The sequence below is a fragment of the Streptomyces sp. NPDC003042 genome, from assembly GCF_053591315.1.
This window is the reverse complement of record NZ_JBSFTP010000019.1, coordinates 56849-72879: the sequence shown is the minus strand read 5'-3', so window position 1 is coordinate 72879 and position 16031 is coordinate 56849. Positions and strand designations below refer to the sequence as shown.

The window sequence follows — 16031 nt, the reverse complement described above, 5'->3', positions numbered from 1 at the left end:
CCTCACCAGCCCCCAACCGCCCGCGCCGGCCCATCGTCGACCGGTCAACCCTTGGCCGTCGCCGCGCCCGTCCGGTGTTCAGGGCCGCGCGGGAGAGGCCCGTCCGGTCGGCCAGTGCCCCGACCGTCCACGGATGCGCGGGACCGGCGTGCAGCAGCCGCAGCGCCGCCCCGACCACGGGGTCGCTGTGGGCCCCGGCGCCCAGGTCCCCGCCTGACGACCTGCGCGCATGCCGCCGGTCCGACGGGACAGGCCTCCTGCCCCCCCGGCGGACGACGGCGAGCGGCGGCAGCGCCGCGAGCGGTGCTGATCTCCTCGCCGTCCATGGTCGTACAGCGGCCCCCGGGCGGCGCCGAGGCCCGCCGGGTGGGAAAGGAGGGATGGCGTGCGGCGGCAGGCGTTGGCTCACCCCCGTGAACCGGCGCGGCCATCAGGGCGACGTCGCGGCCCGGCGTCGACGCGTGGGCGCAGGGGGGAGCTATGCATGGCGGCGTGATGACATCGCTTCGCACCACACTCGCCGCAGCAGCCGTGACCGGATCCCTCGTGGCGCTCGTCCCCTCGTCAGGGGCCGCCGCGCCGACCGCACCCTCCGAGCGGGTGACCGTGGACGTCGCCACGGTCAACGGGTCGGGCTGCCGCCCCGGGAGCGCCACCGTCGCGGTGGCACCCGACAACTCCGCCTTCACCGTGACCTACAGCGAGTACGTGGCCCAGGCGGGCGGGGGCGTCTCCGCCGTCGAAGGCCGCAAGAACTGCCTGCTGTCCCTGATCGTCCACGTTCCGCAGGGCTTCACCTACGCGGTGGCCAAGGTCGACTACCGGGGCTTCGGCAGCCTGCGGGAGGGCGCGATCGGCACGCAGAAGGCCAGCTACTACTTCCAGGGCATGAGCCAGACCGCGTACCGCACCCACAAGTTCCACGGCGAACTCGACGACAACTGGCAGGCCACCGACACCACGGGTGTCCAGGCCCTCGCCTACGCGCCCTGCGGGGAGAAGCGCAACTTCAACATCAACACCGAGCTGCGCGCCGAAGTCGGCACCTCCGACCCCGCCAAGACCAGCTACATGACGCTCGACTCGACGGACGGCGGCATCAACAGCGTCTACCACTTCTCCTGGAAGCAGTGCCCGACCGGCTGAACCGACCGGTCGGCTACGGTTGTTCGCCGCCGGACGTGACGATGACGCGGGGCTCCTCCTCCCCCTCTGAGGCTGCGTCGGCACGACGGCGGCACCGGCCACCCGCGCCGGATCAGCAGCCCCGGCACACGGTACGGGCCAGTTCTGTGAAGAACACGAGCGTACTTGCGGGTATGGGGGCCAGAGCGTGCCGGATTTGATAGTTCTGGAGGCATGGGGTCTGCACACGTCGTCCGTGGGGAGGACGCGATCATGTCTGATGTCCCGCGCCCGAAGGCTGTCCTCTGTTCTTTGTGCAGGGCCACGGCTTCCGACGGGGCTGCCCGGACGCTGACGGTCGGGGAGGGGGCGCTGCTCGTGACCTGGCACGCGGCCGGGTGCCCCCACTATGCCGCCGACCGGATCCTCGCCGGCCACGAGCGCTGACGGCCGACGCTCTCCCCCAGGTGGGGGAGACGGATCCCTCCGGTGGGGGAGGTGGCCGGGCAGGGTGACGCTCGAGGATGGGATTCCTGCTGGTGGAAGGGGAGTCCGGTGGAACGGTGGGATCGGGTCGGGCGCACAGCGGCGTACGGGGCGGCGCTGGCGCTGTCGCCCTATTTGCTGATCAAGGTGTCGTGGGTGGTGGGCGCCCTCATGGGTGTGCTGCCCGTCGGCGATGGATTCGGCATGGCGGAGTGGGTGGTGCTCAACACCGTCACCGTGGGCATGGCCGCGATCGGGATCGCGCTGGCGCTGGCCCTGGTGCGGCCGTGGGGGATGCGGATACCGGGGGCGCTGGTCGCGTTCTGCGCCTGGGTGGGGTCGGGGTTCCTCGTGTCGATACTTCCGTTCGGCGTGCTCGGCGTGCTCGGCGCGGGTCTGGGCTCGCAGGGCGGCGGTGGAGAGGATCCGGCCATGCCCGTCTGGGAGGGCGTGCTGGTCCAGGTCGGCTTTCTGGGGATGGGATGCGGGCTGGCCCTCGCGGTTCCGGCGTATCTGTGGCGCCGTTGGCCGGAAGCGTTCTCCGGACGAGTCGGCGACGGCCCGCGCACGGCGCCGCCGTGGGCGGCTGCCATCGGTGCGGCGGTCGGGCTGGTCTGGCTCGCCTGGGCGCTCGGCGGCACCGTGGGAATCGCGTACCCGGCCGAGCGGAACACTCACTGGCACGTGCTCGGAGCCATCTCGGCCGTCTGGGCACTCGCCGGATCCGCCGCCACCTGGATGCTCGCCCGGTCGCGTCCGGCCCGCCTGCCCCGCTGGCTTCCGCTGGCCATCGCTTGGATCGGGTCGGGCTCGCTGTTTGCGTGGAGCGGCTGGAAGCTACCCATCACCCTCTACATGGCCTTGGCGCAACCGCTCGACGCCACTTTGCCGGAGAACCCCGCCGTCGCGGTGATGCTGCACCTCTGCGCGGTAGGGGCGGGCGCGGCGATGGTACGGACGGTCGTCCGCACGCGTATCCGTGCGGCCCAGCCCGATGTTCCAGCGGGGCCGCCCGGGCCGCCTGTAGGCGGCGTGCGAGGAGGGAGAACCGGCCCGGCGTAGGCATCGCGGCGCGACGTGCGGCCACGAGCGGCACCCGGCCCGGGAAGGCCGGCCCGGGAAGGCCGGCCCCCCACGGCCGGACCAGGGGCGTCGGCCACCAGGAGCGATAGCGAGTCGTTAGCGGAGCGGCAGGGCGGGGGCGGAGCCTGTGAGAGGCCGGTGGTCCGCACAAGGCACCGACCATCGACCGCATCCATGGGGAGCTTCACATGCGTACCACCGTCCGCCGTCCTGCCCTGCTCGCCGCGACCGCCGTCGCCGCCCTGAGCCTGACGCTCACCGCCTGCGGCGGCGACGGCGCGAAGACCGACGGGGCCGGCGCGCCGGCCTCGTCCGCCTCGGCCTCCAAGAGCGCCGGCGTCGGTGAGACCGCACAGAGCGGGGCCGGCGGGGCGAGCGCGGGTGCCGCAGGGTCCGCCGCCCCGAAGCCCGGCTCCGACACCGCCGGCCAGCAGTCCGGTTCCAAGAACCAGACCGGGGGCAATGCCCCGGCCTGCACCGTCGACGATGTGAAGATCTCCGCCGCGAAGCAGGACGGCGTCCCCACCACGCACATCACGCTGACCGCGACGAACGTCTCGGGCCGTGCCTGCACGCTGCTCCAGTACCCGCTGATCGCTTTCGGCGACATCCAGACCGCCAAGGACGTTCCGCCCGTCGCCAAGAGCAAGCCGGGCACCCCGGTCGTGCTGGCGGCCGGCGCCCCGGCGTACGCGGCCGTACGGATCAACGGGGGCGGCGTCCACGAGGAGAACCGCGCCGTCACCTCCTTCAACGTGAACCTCTTCGCCGCCGCGGGCCCCGCGGAGGGCAGCAAGGTCGTCACCGCGCCCACCGGCGGTATCGCGGTCAACGACGCGGGGGCGAAGACCGGCTACTGGACGCCCCAGCTGCGCGACGGCGCCGACGAGTTCTGAGCCGTCGCCCCGGGCGCTGCCCCGCGCGTACAAGGCGAGCCCCGACTCCGGTCGGGGCCTTCGCGTGTCCTGCTGAGCCTGCCGAAGGTTCCTCCGACCCCTGGGGTTGACACGCAACCGCAGGGTTGCGTCGAGAGGGGCGACGTGCAACCCTGGAGTTGCATCCAATGGCACGGGCGATGAAGGAGTCCCTCATGAGCGAGGACCGGATCGAACGCGAAACCCTGATCGAGGCACCCCTGGTGCGGGTCTGGTCGCTGGTGGCCGAGCCCGGGTTCTGGGTGGCCGACCCGGCGAACCCGACCGGGACCACGGCCCGGGAAGGCGAGTCGATGGTGGCGAAGAACGCCGAGTACGGCGACTTCCCCGTACGCGTGGAGAAGGTCGAGCCGCCGACGTACCTGGCGTACCGCTGGGCCAGCGCCTTCCCCGGAGAGGAGCTCCGCGAGGACAACAGCACCCTCGTGGAGTTCACGTTGACCCCGGAGGGCGACAAGACGCGGCTCCGCGTCGTCGAGAGCGGTTTCGCGGCGCTGGCCGGGTCCGAGGAGGTGCGCCGCAAGGCCGTGAAGGACAACACCGGCGGCTGGCCCCAGGTGCTCGACGCGCTCAAGACGCGCGCCGAACAGCCCCCCGCGTGAGCGACGAACGTCGCGGCGCCGTCGAGGGGGTCGACAGCGTCCTCGCGGCGCTGGCCGACCCGACGCGGCGCCGGCTGCTCGATCTGATCGCCGCCGCACGGGGCGAGGCCACCGCGACGACGCTCGCCGAGCGGCTGCCGGTCTCGCGGCAGGCGGTGGTCAAGCACCTCGGCGTCCTGGACGCCGCCGGGCTGGTTTCCGGCAGCCGGGTCGGACGCGAGGTGCGGTACGCGGTGAGGCCCACGGCGCTGGACGCGACGGCGCGGTGGATGGCGGCGCTCGCCGCCGACTGGGACCGGCGCCTGGCGAACATCAAGCGTGTGGCCGAGGCAGCGGAACGGGAGGAGGGAAGCGCCGACCGATCACACGACCGGAACGGGTGAAGAAGTGGCTCGACCGCGCGCCACTCGGCCGCGACGAGACCCGCTTCTGCTCGCGCCGCCGCAACTGGTTCGCCACCCGGGCGGGCCCGGGTGCCGCCCCGCCAGGTCGCGGACAGCATCCGCACCGCGCTCGCCGACGGCTGGACGTCCGCCGACACCGGCTCACCGTTCCGCGCATCCCAGGAATGAGAGCCGGACCTGGCGCCGGGGGTTGTCACGGTTGGTGTCCACCAGAGTGACGGACTGCCAGGTTCCCAGCTCCAACGCTCCGCCCACGACGGGCAGGGTCGCGTGGGGCGGTACGAGTGCGGGCAGGACGTGGTCGCGCCCGTGGCCGGGGGAGCCGTGCCGATGCTGCCAGCGGTCGTCGGCGGGCAGGAGGGAGTGCAGGGCCGCCAGGAGGTCGTCGTCACTGCCCGCTCCCGTCTCGATGAGGGCGAGGCCGGCCGTCGCGTGGGGCGTGAAGACGTTGAGGAGTCCGTCCCGCCCCTGGGCGACCTCGCGGAGGAACGAGGCGCAGAGCTCGGTCACGTCGTGCACGGTCTCGCTGGTGCCGGTCGTCACATCGACCGTCCGTGAAACGAAGGTGTCAGCCATGGACCCATCCTCGGACCCACGCGCCTCCCGGTGGCGCAGCCGCGACAGGTGTCGCGGCAGCCGCGACAGGTGTCGCCCCACGGGTCGGCCCTGCCTCACGCCTGGGAGCGGGACGCGTCAGAGGTCGATCCAGTACCGCCGCTTGGGCCCGATGAGGGTCTCGCGGACGTCCTCCAGGACGCCGCCGTTGTGCTCGATCGTGCGCACCGATGCCTTGTTGCCCGGGGTGCAGGTCAAAAGCACCCTGTCCATCCCCAGCAGCCGTGCCTCGTGCAGGACCTCGCCGAGGGCCTTGGTGGCCAGCCCGCGGCGGCGCGCCGAGGGCCGGACGCTGTATCCGATGTGCCCGCCGGCGTCGAGCAGGAATCCGTTCAGGTAGTGCCGTAGGTCGATGGCACCCAGATAGCTGTCGCCCTCGGCGATCCACCAGTACGTCGCGTGCACCCGCCCGTGGCCGACCGGCACCGTACGGTCCGCGTACCGTCGCAGCCGCTCCGTCCAGGCCGCGAAGCCCTGAGGGCTTTCGACGTCGTCGTCGTAGCCGAGGCCGGCGCCGTCCATGTCGGCGCCGTCGATGTCGGCGTCGGTTGCCCATTCCTCGCGCGCGGCGAGCCAGGAGGCGTGCAGCCGGGGGGTGGGTGAGATCAGCGAGGGCATGCTCCGGACGATAACAGTCGGATCATCCGACCACGGCTCCGTCGGACGAGCGGCGATCGCCTTGAGTCACCACAAGTCGCCGAAAGTCACCGGGCGGGCCGCGCGGCGGCAGCGGCCTGCGCCCCGATCCGGCTTTCGAGCCCGTCGAGAAGGGTCTCCAGGGCGGCGAGGAAGACCGTCGCCCCGTCCAGCCCGGCCATGTGGGCCGCGCTCCGGGCGATCGCGGGGTAGGCGGCGGGGTCGGCCGCCGGGTACTCGCGGGTCCACGCCTCCTCGTCGCCCGTCCGGGCAGCCCCGTCCAGGTTCTCGAAGGCCGCGTCCATCCCCGCCCAGGCCAGCGCGAAGTCGCCGTAGACCCGGTGCAGCAGGGCGGCCAGGGCGGGGGAGCAGCCGGCCCGGCCGAAGGCGGCCAGGACGTGCTCCACGATCCGCATCTCGGCAGGGCGGCGGGTGGTGCGGTAGGTGGCCAGTACCGCCGCGCCGGGGTGGCGCAGGGCGGTTCTCCGGGTGCGCAGCGCCAGCTCGCGCAGGGTGTCGCGCCAGCTCTCCGAGGGCTCGAAGCCGTTCAGGGTTTCCTCGAAGAGGCGGTCCGCCAGGGCCAGGTGTAGTTCGTCCTTGTCGGCTACGTGGCGGTACAGCGCGGAGGGGTCCACACCGAGCCTGGCGGCCAGGCGGCGCACGGTGAGCGCCGCCGCGCCCTCGTCGTCGGTCAGCGCGAGCGCGGCGTCCACGATGATCCGCAGGTCCAGCTCGACCTTGGGGGGCCGGCCCCGGCCTCGTACTGCCATGGAGCGATCAGACCAGGCGGACAGCGCGCCCACAAGCCTTTTCCCCCAAGGGAAATTCTTTTACCCACACTGTTGACAAAATAATGCGGCGGGCGGTTGTCTGCGGGGCACCCAGACCCGAGGAGCGCGCATGGACCAGGGAAGAGCCGCCGGCAGCGCGGCGCCCGTCACCGAGTTCCGCAAGACCCTCAGCACCCGCCACGGCGTGATCATCGCGCTGGCCAACATCAGCCCGACCGTCAGCGTCGGCATCGGCCTCGCCTTCCTCGCCGCCCTCGCCGGCACCGCGATGCCCGCCGCGTTCCTGCTCGCCGCCCTGCCCATCCTGGCCGTGTCCGGCGGCTACGCCCGGCTCGCCGCCCGCGACCCCAACTGCGGCACCGCCTACATATGGGTACGACGCGCGCTCGGGCCGTGGGCCGGCTACCTCACCGGATGGACATCGGTCGCCACCAACATCCTCTTCCTGTCGTACGCGGGCCAGCTCGCCGGACAGTTCACCCTCGGCCTACTCACCGAGGCCGGGGTCAGCGCCGTCTCCCCGGACGACTCCCTCGCGGTCACCGTCACCGGTCTGCTGTGGAGCGCCCTGATCGTGCTGAGCGCGCTGCGCGGGGTCAAGGGCGCCACCGTCATCCAGAGCCTGCTGCTCGGCGTCTCCGCGTTCGTGGTCACGGCCCTCGTGGCCACCGCCTTCGTCCGCGGCGGCGCGGCCCCCGTCTCCGCCTCGTGGTTCTCGCCGTTCGCCTTTCCCGACACCCTCACCCTGCTCGGGGCGACGGTGATGGCGGCGTACATGTTCTGGGGCTGGGAGAGCGCGTTCTCGGTGGTCGAGGAGTCCACCTCGGTGCGCTCCTCCGGACGGGCCGGGATCATCGCGATCCTCGTCACGCTGGGGTTCTTCCTCTTCTCCGCGACCGGCTTCCTGCACGCCCTGAAACCCGAACAGCTCGCGGACCCGCTGGCCGGCGTCACCGAACTCGCCCGCACCTTCTACGGAACCACCGGTGCCATCGCCGCACTCGCCGCCATGCTGTTCGCCACCGTGGCCTGCATGCAGTCGAGCGTCATCGCGGGCGCCCGGCTCACCCTCGCCATGGGCCGCGACGGTGTCCTGGGCGCCAGTTGGAGCCGGCTGCACCCCGCGTGGGGCACCCCCGTCACCTCCACCGTGCGCATCGCGGCCCTCGCCGTCGCGGTGTCGCTCGCCGGGCTCGCCGTCGGCTCCCTCTCCGAGGTGGTCCTCGCCGTCGTCAACTCCGTCGGCATCCTCGTGTCGCTGATGTACGGGGTCGGCGGGCTGGCCTGCGTCGTCACCTTCCGCCACGAACTGCGCGGCCGGCTCCGCGACACCCTCGTCGTGGGCGTCCTCCCCGTGGCCGGCGGCATCGCCCTGCTGCTGCTCGGCGGCCTGGTCGCCTACGAACAGTGGACATCCGTCGACCACCTGGCCTTCGACGCCGAGAACGGCCGCTTCCTCACCGTCCTGCCGCTCACCGTGATCGCCCTCGGCGTTCCCGCCGCCCTGTGGACCCGCTACCGCCGCAGGGCCGCCTACTTCACCCAGCCCGCCGCCCCGCTTCCGCCGGCGGCGGCGCCGGTCCCGACCGGCGTCTGACCGAGCGACCGCACGTCCCCTCTCTCACCCCCTCACTCACTGGAGCCCCGCCATGCCCCCCGCAGACCTCGTCCTCCTCAACGGCACCGTCTGGACCGCCTCCCCGGTACGCCACCGCGTATCGGCGCTGGCCGTCATGGGCGGCCGGATCACCGCCCTCGGAACCGATCCGGAGATCCGCGAGCAGATCGGCCCGCGGACCGAAGTGGTCGACCTCGGCGGCCGGTTCGTACAGCCGGGGTTCACGGACGCGCACGTCCATCCGGTGATCGCGGGAATCGGCATGCTCGGCTGCGATCTGAGTACGGGACGCACGGCCCGCGCATACCGGGCCACGATCGCCGCGTTCGCCGCCCAACACCCCGAGACCTCCTGGGTCAAGGGCAGCGGATGGTCCTTCGACGCCTTCCCGGGCGGCCTGCCGCACCGTGAGCAGCTCGACGACATCCTCCCCGACCGCCCGGCCTACTTCCCGGTACGCGACGGACACTCCGCCTGGGTCAACTCGCGGGCCCTCGCCCTGGCCGGCGTCGACCGCCGCACCCCCGATCCCGCGGACGGCCGTATCGAACGCGACGCGGCGGGCGAGCCCACCGGCGTGCTGCACGAGGGCGCGATGACCCTGGTCGGGGCGCTCGTTCCCGTGACCTCGGCGGCCGAGGCACGGGCCGGGCTGCTCGCCGCGCAGGAACTGCTGCACTCGCTCGGGATCACCGGCTGGCAGGACGCGCTCGTCGGCGCGTACGCCGGCTTCCCCGACCCGCTCGACACCTATCTCGCCTGCGACGCCGACGGCTCGCTGACCGCCCGGGTGCGCGGGGCGCTCTGGTGGGAACGGGACCAGGACCTCGGCCAGCTCGACTCGCTGCGCGCCCGCCGCGAGAAGGCCGCCCACGGACGCCGCTTCACGGCCGGCAGCGTCAAGATCATGCAGGACGGTGTGGTGGAGAACTTCTCGGCCGCCATGCTCGACCCGTACCTCGACTCCTGCGGCTGCCCGGGAGACAACGCCGGGATCTCCATGGTCGACCCGGCGTTGCTGCGCGAAGCCGTGATCGCGCTCGACGGGCACGGCTTTCAGGTCCACTTCCACGCGCTCGGCGACCGGGCGGTCCGCGAGGCGCTGAACTCGCTCGAAGCGGCCGTGGCCGCCCACGGCCACACCGGCAACCGCCACCACCTGGCCCACCTCCAGGTCGTCCACCCCGACGACATCCCCCGCTTCCGCGCCCTGCGCGCCGTCGCGAACATGCAGCCGCTGTGGGCCGCCCACGAGCCCGCGATGGACGAGCTGACCCTGCCCTTCCTGGGGGAGGAACGCGGTCGGCGCCAATACCCGTTCGGCGCCCTGCACGCGGCCGGGGCGGTGCTCGCGGCGGGCAGCGACTGGTTCGTCTCCAGTCCCGACCCCTGGCACGGCATCCACGTCGCCGTCAACCGCCAGGTCTGGGCCGAGGAACTGGGCGAGCCCGACCTGCGCCCGCCGTTCCTGCCGGAGCAACGGCTCGCCCTCACCGACGCCCTCGCCGCGTACACGGCCGGATCGGCCTGGGTCAACCACCAGGACGAGGCCGGAGTGATCGCCCCCGGCCGCCTCGCCGACCTCGCGGTCCTGGACCGCGACCCCTTCGCCACCGACCCGGCCGAACTGCACGCGGTCCGCACCGTGGAGACCTACGTCGCCGGCGCACGGGTCTACGCCGCCCCGTAGGCCCCCCAGGGGTTGCGTCAGCGGAGAACCGCCGAGTCCCTGCCGAAACCTCGGCAGGCTCGGCGTTCGGGGGCGTGACGGGGGCGGTCCTCGCGACGGGTGGCAGGCGCCGGGTCCGAGGCCCTCGACGGGAGCGGCCCGCCCCCACCAAGGGGAACACGACCACGACTCCCGGCGCGTAGCACCACCCCTCGCACGCCCCGGCAGTAACGTGACGAACCGTAACTTTTCGGACGATCGCGAGGATGCGCGTTGCGTCGACTCACCGTTGCTCTCACGCTGCTGGCCACCCTCGCCGGGGGTTCCTACGCGGGCTCGCAGGCCATCTCCGCCGAGCGCCAGGCCGCAGGCACCGGCCGGGGCACGAACATCCTCATCGTCGGCATCGACAGCCGTGCCGGCCTCTCCGCCGCCGAGAAGGAGCGTCTCCACGCGGGCGGCAAGGGATGCAACTGCACCGACGTGATGATGCTCGTCCACTTCTCCGAGGACATGCGGCGCGCGAGCGTCGTCTCCATCCCCCGCGACTCCTACGTCCAGTACGCCGACGTGTCGGCCCCGCCCGCCACCCCCGGGCCGGCCCGCTTCGGAAAGATCAACGGGGCGTTCGCGATCGGCGCCGGCCCGCTGACCGTACGCACCGTCGAGAAGGCCACCGGCCTGCGCGTCGACCACTACCTGGAGACCGGGTTCACCGGCTTCGAGCAGGCGGTCGACAACCTCGGCGGCGCTACCGTCTGCACGGACAAGCCCCTCCAGGACGAGGGCTCCGGCCTCGACATCACCGCCGGCGTCCACCACACCGACGGAAACGGAACACTGCGCTACGTCCGGGCCCGGCACATCAACCGGGCCGGAGACCTCGGCCGCGTCCGCCGCCAGCAGCGCATGGTGAACGACCTGCTGGCCCGTCTCACCGCCGAGGGCGCCCTGGACGGCCCGGTGAGCACGGCGCGCACGGCCCGCGCCCTGCTGAAGTCCGTACGCACCGACGACCGCACGGGACTCGACGACCTCATCCGCATCGGCTGGGCGCTCGGCCGCCTGAAGCCCGGCGACACCGAGTTCGCCACCGTCCCGATCCGGCTCTTCGACCACCGCGTACCCGGAGTGGGCTCCACGCTGGTGTGGGACGAGGCCCGCTCCGCCGCCCTGTGGAACGCCCTGCGCGCGGACCGCCCCATCACGGGCGACCGCCGCATCCAGCCCGTGCCACAGACCCCGGCCGGGACGAACCCCGCCGGGATCGAGGTCCGCGTGGACGACACCACCGTCGCCGCGGCATTGCGCCGCAACGGATTCGTCGTCACCGACACCTCGCCGTCCGCACCGCTCGTACGCCCCGAAGGCCCACCGGTCATCCGCTACGCCCCCGGCCGGGAGGCGGACGCGGCCACCCTCGCGGCCGCCCTGCCCGGCTCCCGCCTCCAGGCCGTCCCGGACCACGGCAAGTCCTTCGACGTCACCGTCGGCGCAGGACCCGTCCAGGTCAAGACCGTCACCTACGACCGCAACACGGCCGAAGGCGCCCCCGTAACGGCCGACACCCTCCGCTGCCCCGGCACGCCAGGATCACCGGACTCCGGCGCCACCCCCGGCACCACCCCGGGCAGCACGCCTCGGCCCTGACGCACGGCGCTCCCCTGAACCGGCCTCTGTCGGGTCGGTCAGGGCTTGGTGGCGGTGAGGACGCCGATCTTGTCGACACGGTGTTCGGGATTGTTCTGCGCGTCCCGCCAGAAGTTGCCCGCCGCGTTGTCCTCGAACGTGAGGCACGTGGTCACAGTGATCATCGGACGGGTGGGGGCGGCGCCGGGCGAACCGGGGACCGCGGCGCGCTGCGCGTCCATGGAGGCCTGCGACCGGAAGGATGTCGTCCGGGTCGCGGTGATCGTGTACTGGTACGTCACACCGCCGGCGGTCACGAGCACGGCCGCGCCCGTCGGCAGCGACGGCAGCGCACGCAGCGGCCCGCCCGCCGCGACGCGGTGGCCTGTGACGATGTAGTTGCCCACGTCGCCGGGACCGACCCCGCCGCCGGGACCGTGCGGGCTGGCGGCCACGCCCTGGTCCTGGATCCGGGTGCCGGGCGCGTCGTCGGGACTGCCCTGGTACGGGACCACAGGCAGCCCGGACACGCCGATGGCGGGTATCGACAGCGTGGCCGCCTGGACGCGGGTGACGGCTTGGGTACGCGCCGCGGCCGGGTCCGACGGGGCCGCGGTCGCGTGGGAAGCCGTCAGCAGGACGGCGAGGGCGGCGCCGGCGAACGCCGCCGGCACGGCACGGGGGGCGAGGAACGGGCGCTGGGGCATGGCGTTGTCCGTGGGTCGGCCGGGCCGCGCGGGGTGAGACAGGCCCGGTTGGCTCTTCCAGCGTCGCATACGGGCGCGGATACGCCAGCCGGCCCGGGTCCCGGGCGTCCCGCTCCACGGGCCGGACGCCGACCGCGGTCAGTCGCTCCCGCTGCGGGGCGTACTGATGCCGTCTCAGCTTCCTACGTTCTCCACGTCGCCGCCGACGATGACGGCTACCGCCGTACTCCGGTCGTGCGATCGCGCCAGGAGGCCTAGCGTCGATAGCAGGAACATCAGGCGGCGGCCCCCGCCGCGCCGGCGCGCGGCGGTGGGGGAGGCCGGACGGACGAGGAGGGCCGCGTGGGCTGTCAAGAAGTCGGGAGAGGCGCCGCCCCCCGCCGGCGCCGCGGGATCATGACGGCCGCGGCCCTGGGCGCCGCCCTGCTCGCACCGTCCCTCGCCCCGGCGTCCGCCGCGCAGCGGGCTCCCGGGGACGACGTCGTGATCGTCGACTGCTCGTCGAAGCCGCAGGTACGCCCCGAGGACTTCCTCCTCGCCTGTGGCGACGGCAACAACCGCCTGGTGGACCTGCGCTGGACGACCTGGGGCCCGCGGACCGCGACGGCCACGGGGACCGACATGGCGAACGACTGCGTCCCCTACTGTGCGGCGGGCACGTTCCGTCCGTACCCGGTCACGGTGACGCTGAGCCGTCCCCGGCCCTGGCCGGGTGCGGAAGAAGAGGGCGTCCGCCACTTCACCCTGATGACCCTCGTCTTCACGGACACCTCGCCGTCACCGATTCCGCGCAAGGTGACGTACGAGCTCTGGGACTGACGCACGACCGCAGGGATACGGCGCCTGGGAGCCCGGAGTTCCGGCGATGACGGCCGGGGGGCCGGGGGGCCGGATGGAGCAGGCAGGAAGCGGTGGTGCCAGGGCGGCCGGATGCTGGGTCCTGGAATCCACGGGGCCGTGTCAGGTCCGGCCGCGCAGCCCGCTTCTGAGGAGGCATCAACGTGCCCGTGCAGCAACCCGAACACTCCACCGCCACCGCCACCGCCACCCCGGCCCGGACGGTCCGGGTCCGGCGGGCGGCCATCGCCGTCATGGCCGCGGCCATGCTGGCCGGCGCCCTCGCGCCGGCCGGCGCGGCGAGCAGCGGACCGGGGGAGCCGCCGCCGGTGAGGGACCCGGCGCTCCAGCGGGAGCTGGCGGAGCTGGTCGGCGCGCCGGGCGGCCCGCCGGGGGCCATCGCGGTCCTCACCCGGGACGGCGTGCGGCAGGTGTACGCGGCGGGGACCGCCGAGGTGGGCACCCGGAGACTGCCGCGGCCGGACGACCACATGCGGATCGCGAGCGTGGCGAAGGCGTTCAGCGGGGCGGTCGCGCTGAGCCTGGTCGACCGGCATCGGCTCGGCCTGGACGACACGATCGGGCAGCGGCTGCCGCGGCTGCCCGCCGCCTGGCACGGGGTGACGCTCCGCCAGCTGCTGAACCACACCAGCGGGTTGCCGGACTACAGCGAGAGCAGTGCGTTCCTGGAGATCATCCGCGAGGATCCCCGGCACCGCTTCGACTCCCGCCGGCTGCTGGACTTCGTGGCGGGCCGGGACCTGCTCTTCCCGCCGGGCAGCCAGTACGCCTACTCCAACTCGGACAACATCGCCGTCGCGCTGATGGCGGAGCAGGCGACCGGGCGGCGGTACGAGCGGCTGCTGCGGGAACTCGTGTACCGGCCGCTGGGACTGCGCTCCACCAGCCTGCCGCAGGGCCATCGGCTGCCGGTGCCGTACCTGCACGGGTACGAGGTCCAGCCACCGGAACCGCCCGAGGACGTCAGCGAGGCGATCAGCGCGTCGGGGGCGTGGGCATCGGGCGGCATCGTCTCCACGCCGCGCGACCTGACCGCGTTCATCCGCGGCTACGCCGGTCCCCAACTGCTGTCCCCGCCGACACGCCGGGAACAGCAGCGGTTCGTACCGGGCGGCGAGTCGCAACCGGCGGGTCCGGGCGCCAACGCCGCCGGGCTGGCCATCTTCCGGTACACGACCCGTTGCGGGGTGGTGCTCGGGCACACCGGCAACACGGCGGGCTACACGCAGTTCGCGGCGGCCACCCCGGACGGGCGGCGGTCGGTGACGGTGTCCGTCAGCAGCCAGGTGACGGGCGACCCGGCGCTGCTGGCCCGGCTGCGAGCAGCCGAGGAGCGCTTCGTCTGCGCGCTGCTGGCCGGCGCCTGACGGTGGTCGGCCGCCGAGTGCCCGTCACGGCGTACCGAGTACCCTGGCGACGTGACGATGCGCAAGGCCGTCGACGTGAGTGTTGACGCGATGATCGAGGACCTCAGGACACTCGTCGAAATCGAGTCTCCCTCGCGCGATCTCGACGCCTTGGCGGCATCGGCCAAAGCTGTCGCCGCCGTCATCGAGAGCTGTCTCGGTGGGCAGGCCGTCCTCGTCGAGAGCGAAGCCGGGCCGCACGTCCACTGGTCAGCCGGCGGCGACCCCAAGGTGCTGATCCTCGGTCACCACGACACGGTGTTCCCGCTCGGCACCCTGGAACGCCGCCCGTTCGTGGTCGCGGACGGGCATGCGACCGGCCCCGGGGTCTTCGACATGCTGGGCGGTCTGGTGCAGGCCGTTCACGGCCTGGCGACGCTCGACGACCGGTCGGGCGTCGAGATCCTGATGACCGCCGACGAAGAGGTCGGCTCCCGCTCCTCTCGCGCTCTCATCGAGGAACGAGCCCTTGCCTGCGGCGCCGTACTCGTGCTCGAGGGCGCCGCTGAGGGCGGAGCCCTGAAGACCGGCCGTAAAGGCTGCGGCTCGTTCCAGGTCTCCATCGCGGGGCGGGCCTCGCACGCGGGCCTCGAGCCCGAGGCCGGGGTCAACGCCCTGATCGAAGCATCGCACCAGGTACTGGACATCGCAGCGCTCGGCCGACCCGACCTCGGCACGACCGTCACCCCGACCGTCGCGTCCGCGGGAACCCTGGACAACGTCGTTCCAGCGGAGGCCACCGTCATCGTCGACGTCCGGGTCGAGTCGGCCGACGAGAAGGACCGAATCGAATCCGCGTTCGCGGCGCTGACTCCGCATCTCGACGAGGCGAAGATCACCGTCCAGGGAGCTGTCGGCCGACCCCCGATGCCCGAGTCGGCGTCGGCCCAGCTCTTCGCGGTGGCGAAGCAACTGCTTCCCGGTCTCGAGGGCAAGGCGGTCGGCGGCGGAAGCGACGGCAACTTCACGGCCGCACTGGGGGTGCCGACACTCGACGGCCTCGGAGCAGTCGGAGGCGGTGCCCACGCCGACCACGAGTACCTGGTGGTCGAGGCCATGGCCGAGCGGGCGAACCTTGTCGCTGGACTGGTGAACGCGATACGGAGCACCTAGGAGAACGAGAGCACGGCATCGGCCCGGGGATGCGGGGTGCTGGATGCGTGCGATATATTGATCTTGTGCTCGCGGCCGGGATTCCAGGTTGTGGGACCGGCGTTGGTGGTCCAAGGAAAGACACCCCACTTCCCGTGGGGGAATGCAGGTGCAAGGCCTGCCCAGCGCTCGATCAGGGCCCCGGCCTCCTCACGGAGGCCGGGGCCTTTTTGCCACGTGTGTTTCGAGACCCGCCGCCGGCACGACGAGGCGCCCGTCTCCCTCGGGCTGTTGCGTGAGCGGAGGGTCGATGCCGCCACCACTTCCCCTGGAGAAGAGGAAATCCCTGCCTTCGGGGAGGGGAGCGCGCCAAAA

The 16031-nt window shown here is 72.9% G+C and carries 15 protein-coding genes and 1 pseudogene; 11 read left to right on the top strand and 5 right to left on the bottom strand.

The features are described from left to right. Positions 1-79: 79 nt before the first annotated feature. Positions 80-193: pseudogene (locus ACWDYJ_RS13400) on the bottom strand (AraC family transcriptional regulator); the annotation flags it as partial. A 302-nt stretch (positions 194-495) separates the two neighbouring features. On the opposite strand from ACWDYJ_RS13400, the gene ACWDYJ_RS13395 reads away from it, so the two are divergent. The 5 genes from ACWDYJ_RS13395 to ACWDYJ_RS13375 all read left to right on the top strand — a co-directional run bounded on the left by ACWDYJ_RS13395 (position 496) and on the right by ACWDYJ_RS13375 (position 4614). Continuing rightward, positions 496-1146 (top strand): DUF4360 domain-containing protein, encoded by a 651-nt coding sequence (locus ACWDYJ_RS13395; protein ID WP_451565661.1) that lies wholly within the window; start codon positions 496-498, stop codon positions 1144-1146. A gap of 534 nt (positions 1147-1680) precedes the next feature. Further along, positions 1681-2673, top strand: a complete 993-nt coding sequence (locus tag ACWDYJ_RS13390; protein ID WP_451565641.1) for a hypothetical protein — start codon at positions 1681-1683, stop codon at positions 2671-2673. Between the two features lie 209 nt (positions 2674-2882). After that, the gene (locus ACWDYJ_RS13385; protein ID WP_451565640.1) at positions 2883-3590 is read left to right on the top strand and encodes a DUF4232 domain-containing protein; all 708 of its coding nucleotides are present in this window, start codon (positions 2883-2885) and stop codon (positions 3588-3590) included. A 194-nt stretch (positions 3591-3784) separates the two neighbouring features. After that, positions 3785-4231 (top strand): SRPBCC domain-containing protein, encoded by a 447-nt coding sequence (locus tag ACWDYJ_RS13380; protein WP_451565639.1) that lies wholly within the window; start codon positions 3785-3787, stop codon positions 4229-4231. Next, positions 4228-4614: an ArsR/SmtB family transcription factor gene (locus ACWDYJ_RS13375; RefSeq protein WP_451565638.1), complete on the top strand. Its 387-nt coding sequence runs from the start codon at positions 4228-4230 to the stop codon at positions 4612-4614. Before ACWDYJ_RS13380 ends, ACWDYJ_RS13375 begins: the two co-directional genes overlap by 4 nt. A gap of 162 nt (positions 4615-4776) precedes the next feature. On the opposite strand, the gene ACWDYJ_RS13370 is transcribed toward ACWDYJ_RS13375, so the two are convergent. The 3 genes from ACWDYJ_RS13370 to ACWDYJ_RS13360 all read right to left on the bottom strand — a co-directional run bounded on the left by ACWDYJ_RS13370 (position 4777) and on the right by ACWDYJ_RS13360 (position 6656). Continuing rightward, positions 4777-5211: a YjbQ family protein gene (locus ACWDYJ_RS13370; protein WP_451565637.1), complete on the bottom strand. Its 435-nt coding sequence runs from the start codon at positions 5209-5211 to the stop codon at positions 4777-4779. Positions 5212-5328: 117 nt separating this feature from the next. Continuing rightward, complete coding sequence (locus tag ACWDYJ_RS13365) at positions 5329-5868, bottom strand: GNAT family N-acetyltransferase (RefSeq protein ID WP_451565636.1); 540 nt, start codon at positions 5866-5868, stop codon at positions 5329-5331. An 86-nt stretch (positions 5869-5954) separates the two neighbouring features. Continuing rightward, entirely contained in the window at positions 5955-6656 is a 702-nt protein-coding gene (locus tag ACWDYJ_RS13360; RefSeq protein WP_451565635.1) for a TetR/AcrR family transcriptional regulator C-terminal domain-containing protein, read from the bottom strand. 130 nt (positions 6657-6786) lie between these two features. Between ACWDYJ_RS13360 and ACWDYJ_RS13355 the strand changes: the two genes are divergently transcribed. From ACWDYJ_RS13355 to ACWDYJ_RS13345, 3 genes are all read left to right on the top strand, one after another. Then, positions 6787-8274 (top strand): APC family permease, encoded by a 1488-nt coding sequence (locus ACWDYJ_RS13355; protein WP_451565634.1) that lies wholly within the window; start codon positions 6787-6789, stop codon positions 8272-8274. Positions 8275-8326: 52 nt separating this feature from the next. Then, positions 8327-9985 (top strand): amidohydrolase, encoded by a 1659-nt coding sequence (locus tag ACWDYJ_RS13350; RefSeq protein WP_451565633.1) that lies wholly within the window; start codon positions 8327-8329, stop codon positions 9983-9985. Between the two features lie 252 nt (positions 9986-10237). Then, on the top strand, positions 10238-11614 hold the full coding sequence (locus ACWDYJ_RS13345; RefSeq protein ID WP_451565632.1) for an LCP family protein: 1377 nt from the start codon (positions 10238-10240) through the stop codon (positions 11612-11614). Positions 11615-11652: 38 nt separating this feature from the next. On the opposite strand, the gene ACWDYJ_RS13340 is transcribed toward ACWDYJ_RS13345, so the two are convergent. Then, the gene (locus ACWDYJ_RS13340) at positions 11653-12300 is read right to left on the bottom strand and encodes a sortase domain-containing protein (protein WP_451565631.1); all 648 of its coding nucleotides are present in this window, start codon (positions 12298-12300) and stop codon (positions 11653-11655) included. A 342-nt stretch (positions 12301-12642) separates the two neighbouring features. Here ACWDYJ_RS13340 and ACWDYJ_RS13335 point away from each other — a divergent pair, with 342 nt between their 5' ends. From ACWDYJ_RS13335 to ACWDYJ_RS13325, 3 genes are all read left to right on the top strand, one after another. Continuing rightward, positions 12643-13119, top strand: a complete 477-nt coding sequence (locus ACWDYJ_RS13335; RefSeq protein ID WP_451565630.1) for a hypothetical protein — start codon at positions 12643-12645, stop codon at positions 13117-13119. A 272-nt stretch (positions 13120-13391) separates the two neighbouring features. After that, positions 13392-14525 carry a serine hydrolase domain-containing protein gene (locus tag ACWDYJ_RS13330; protein ID WP_451565660.1) on the top strand — a complete coding sequence of 378 codons (1134 nt, stop codon included), beginning with the start codon at positions 13392-13394 and terminating at the stop codon, positions 14523-14525. A 57-nt stretch (positions 14526-14582) separates the two neighbouring features. Continuing rightward, the gene (locus tag ACWDYJ_RS13325) at positions 14583-15677 is read left to right on the top strand and encodes a M20 family metallopeptidase (protein ID WP_451565659.1); all 1095 of its coding nucleotides are present in this window, start codon (positions 14583-14585) and stop codon (positions 15675-15677) included. The last annotated feature ends 354 nt before the right edge of the window (positions 15678-16031 follow it).